Source organism: Azospirillum sp. B506 (assembly GCF_000333595.1).
Classification (GTDB): Bacteria; Pseudomonadota; Alphaproteobacteria; order Azospirillales; family Azospirillaceae; genus Azospirillum.
In genome coordinates this window covers 1-3,482 of the sequence record NZ_BADK01000705.1, presented here as the reverse complement: position 1 = coordinate 3,482, position 3,482 = coordinate 1, and the positions used below count along the sequence as shown (strand labels likewise).

Here is a 3,482-nt window from a genome sequence, read left to right as displayed (position 1 = left end):
GCACGGGCGGTGTAGGCGATCTGGGCGTGTAGGGCGAAGAACAGGATGATGTAGGTGGCATACAGGGTCCAGCAGCGGTGCAGAACCTGGGCCGCCGCCATCGGCATCCCCTGCCGGTCCAGCGTCCGGCCATAGACCAGCGCCGCGGTGTAGCCGGAGATGAAGACGAAGATCTCAGTGGCGTCGCTCAGCCCGAAATTGCGCGGGGTGGCCCAGGAGATCTGGTTGGCCGGGATATGGTTGACGAAGATGAACCACAGCGCCAGCCCACGGAAGAAATCCAGCCGCAGGTCGCGTGCGGCCGCCCCGGTCCCGGTCTCCGCTGCCGTTGCTTCCGTCATGGCCGTCCAACCCGCAAGTGCCTGCTCCGCCCTCTTCAACACTCTGGCGCGGCCCGGTTCCCCGCCGCACCGTTGCAAAAGATGGGGGTGCCGCCGCTGGATTCGAGGAATTTGATGTCGAGCGGGTCGGAAATGCCGCCGGGCCGGTGGGCGGGCGGGTGGTCGAATGGAACCCGCGGCTTCGCGCCGCAGCCTTAAACCTCTGAAATACAGACCTCAATTTCCCTTGGTGCTTGATCCGGACCGTTTGCTTCCTGCATAATCCGGACAGCAAAAGAAAGCTGGGGCGGATCGGCCGGAAGGCCGGCGGCAAACCCGGATGGACGGGAGGAAACGCACACCAACGTCAGGACGCCACGGGGCCGGGCGGATGGCGCGCTGCGCCGGTGCCCACCGGTTCCGTGGCGGCCTGCGGTGCGCCGTCCGGGGCGGTCGAGCGTGCATCCCCACATTCCTGCTTTCCCTGCTCTCCCGCTTTCGTCCGGCCCGCCAAGAGGCCGGGCCTGAACGGGTGTCCGCCGGTCCGGCGACAAGAACGTATAACGAGAATGGACAAGGGAGCTTCTGGATGAAACGTCGTGCATTTCTGACCTCCGCCGGCGTGGGCGTCGCCGCCAGCACGCTTGCCGCCCCCGCCATCGCCCAGTCCGCGCCCGAGATCAAATGGCGCTGCGCCTCCAGCTTCCCCAAGAGCCTCGACACCATCTATGGCGGTGCGGAGTTCGTGGCGAAGCGCGTGGCCGAGCTGACCGACGGCAAGTTCCAGATCCGCGTCTTCGCGGCGGGCGAGATCGTTCCGGCGCTCCAGGTTCTGGACGCGGTCAAGGACAACACCATCGAGTGCGGCCACACCGTCTCCTACTATTATGTCGGCAAGGACCCGACCTTCGCCTTCGACGCGGCGATGCCCTTCGGCCTGAACGCCCGCCAGCAGAATGCCTGGATGAGCCATGGCGGCGGCAAGGAGCTGATGGCGGAGTTCTTCGCCGGCCACAACCTCGTTTCCATCGGCGCCGGCAACACCGGCACCCAGATGGGCGGCTGGTTCCGCAAGGAAATCAAGACGGTCGAGGATCTGAAGGGCCTGAAGTTCCGCATCGGCGGCTATGCCGGCACCATCATGGCCAAGCTGGGCGTCGTGCCGCAGCAGATCGGCGGCGGCGACATCTATCCGGCGCTGGAAAAGGGCACCATCGACGGCGCCGAGTTCGTCGGCCCCTATGACGACGAGAAGCTCGGCTTCCAGAAGGTCGCCAAATACTACTATTACCCTGGCTGGTGGGAAGGCGGTCCGCAGGTCTCCATGCTGTTCGGCAAGGAGAAGTTCGAATCGCTGCCGCCGACCTACAAGGCGGCGCTCCAGGCCGCCTGCGCCGACGCCACGCTGGACATGCTGGGCAAGTACGACGTCCAGAACATGACCGCGCTGAAGCGTCTCGTCGCCAGCGGCACCCAACTGCGCCCCTTCCCGAACGAGGTGATGCAGGCGTGCTATCAGGCTGCCATCGAGGTCTACGAGGACGAGGCGGCGAAGAACGAGAAGTTCCGCAAGATCTACGACGCCTGGAAGAAGTTCCGCGAGGAGGAGTATCTGTGGTTCCGCGTCGCCGAATACAGCTTCGACCGCTTCGTCTACGCGGCCCCGCCGCTTGAGAAAAAGAAGTAAGCATCTGCTGGGAGGGGGGGCCACCCCCCTCCCGTGCGCGACTCAAACCTCGATCACCAGCCCATCGTAAGCCGGCTCGACCCCCTCCGGCAGGAGCCGCCGCAGGCTGTCGTAGTCCATCGTGTTGTCCATGTGGGTCAGATAGGCCCGCCGCGGCTTCACCCGCTCGATCCATTCCAGCGTCAGCGCCAGATGGGCATGGACCGGATGCGGCGGTTCGATCCGGCCGCAATCGACCATCCAGCTATCGACCCCCGCCAGCACCTCGAAGGCGCGGTCGTCCAGCCGCACCACGTCGGTCGAATAGGCGAAGCTGCCGAACCGGTAGCCGACTGTCCGCATATAGCCGTGGTCCTGCTCGAACGGCGTGATCTCCAGCCCCTTCACGCTGAACGGCCCGTCGATGCGGTGCGTCTTCAGCACCGGCCGGTAAAAGGGATAGCCCTCCGGCAGCGGATCGAAGCAGTAGGGAAAGCGCGTTTCGATGTCGCGCAGATGCTCGTCCCAGCCATAGGCGTCGATCGGCGCATGCATCTGCCGGCAGATCTCGCGCAGCTCGTCGATGCCATGGCAGTGGTCGGCATGCTGGTGCGTCCACAGCACGGCATCCAGCCGCGCACAGCCGCTGTCCAGCATCTGCTGCCGCAGATCGGGGGAGGTGTCGACCAGAACCGACACGCCGCCGCTCTCCACCAGCACCGATGGGCGCATGCGGCGGTTCCTGGGGTTGGCGGGATCGCAGCGCCCCCACTGGCCGCCCGGAATTCCGGCGATCACCGGCACGCCGCGCGACCCGCCACAACCGAGGACGGTCACACGCATCGCACCCGGTGAAACGCCGGCTTCACTCATGCAGCAGCCTTGTTCTGGGCAGCCTTGTCGAACAGCCGGAAGAAGTTGTCGGTGGTGATGCGGGCCAGCTCCTCGGCCGACACCCCCTTCACCTCGGCGACGCAGGCTGCGGTGTGGGCGACATAGGCCGGCTCGTTGCGCTTGCCGCGGAAGGGGATTGGCGCGAGGTAAGGCGCGTCCGTCTCGACCAGGATGCGGTCGAGCGGCACGTCCTTGACAATGGCGCGGAGATCCTCCGACTTCTTGAAGGTGACGATTCCCGACAGCGACAGGGTGAAGCCGTACTCCACCGCCTCTTCCGCCAGCGCCCGGCCGGAGCTGAAGCAGTGCAGCAGCCCCTTCACCGTCTGCCCGGCGGCTTCCTCCTTGACGATGCGCATGGTGTCGTCGTCGGCGTCGCGGGTGTGGATGATCAGCGGCAGGCCGGTTTCCAGGCTGGCGCGGATGTGCCGGCGGAAGCACTCCTGCTGCTGGTCGCGGGGGCTCTTGTCGTAGAAGTAATCCAGCCCGGTCTCGCCCAGCCCGATCACCTTGGGGTGGCGCGACAGCTCCACCAGCTTGTCCACCGTGGTGATGGCGAACTCGTCCTGCGCCTGATGGGGATGGACCCCCACCGTGCAGAG

The 3,482-nt window shown here is 65.9% G+C and carries 4 protein-coding genes; 1 reads left to right on the top strand and 3 read right to left on the bottom strand.

Translation table 11 applies throughout. The features are described from left to right. The coding region (gene opgC, locus I71_RS21090) for an OpgC domain-containing protein (protein ID WP_042697646.1) at positions 1–341 on the bottom strand (341 nt) is incomplete at its 3' end. Positions 342–909: 568 nt separating this feature from the next. On the opposite strand from opgC, the gene I71_RS21085 reads away from it, so the two are divergent. After that, positions 910–2,007 carry a TRAP transporter substrate-binding protein gene (locus I71_RS21085; protein ID WP_042697643.1) on the top strand — a complete coding sequence of 366 codons (1,098 nt, stop codon included), beginning with the start codon at positions 910–912 and terminating at the stop codon, positions 2,005–2,007. A gap of 42 nt (positions 2,008–2,049) precedes the next feature. Here the strand turns inward: I71_RS21085 and I71_RS21080 are convergent, their stop codons facing one another. Next, positions 2,050–2,829 (bottom strand): MBL fold metallo-hydrolase, encoded by a 780-nt coding sequence (locus I71_RS21080; protein ID WP_042697640.1) that lies wholly within the window; start codon positions 2,827–2,829, stop codon positions 2,050–2,052. Positions 2,830–2,855: 26 nt separating this feature from the next. After that, a partial coding sequence (locus I71_RS21075; protein ID WP_042697637.1) for a TatD family hydrolase occupies positions 2,856–3,482 on the bottom strand: 627 nt, incomplete at its 5' end.

Coding starts and splice junctions, on each gene's coding strand:
- I71_RS21085 (WP_042697643.1), top strand. CDS start 910: ATGAAACGTCGTGCATTTCTGACCTCCGCCGGCGTGGGCGTCGCCGCC.
- I71_RS21080 (WP_042697640.1), bottom strand. CDS start 2,829: ATGCGTGTGACCGTCCTCGGTTGTGGCGGGTCGCGCGGCGTGCCGGTG.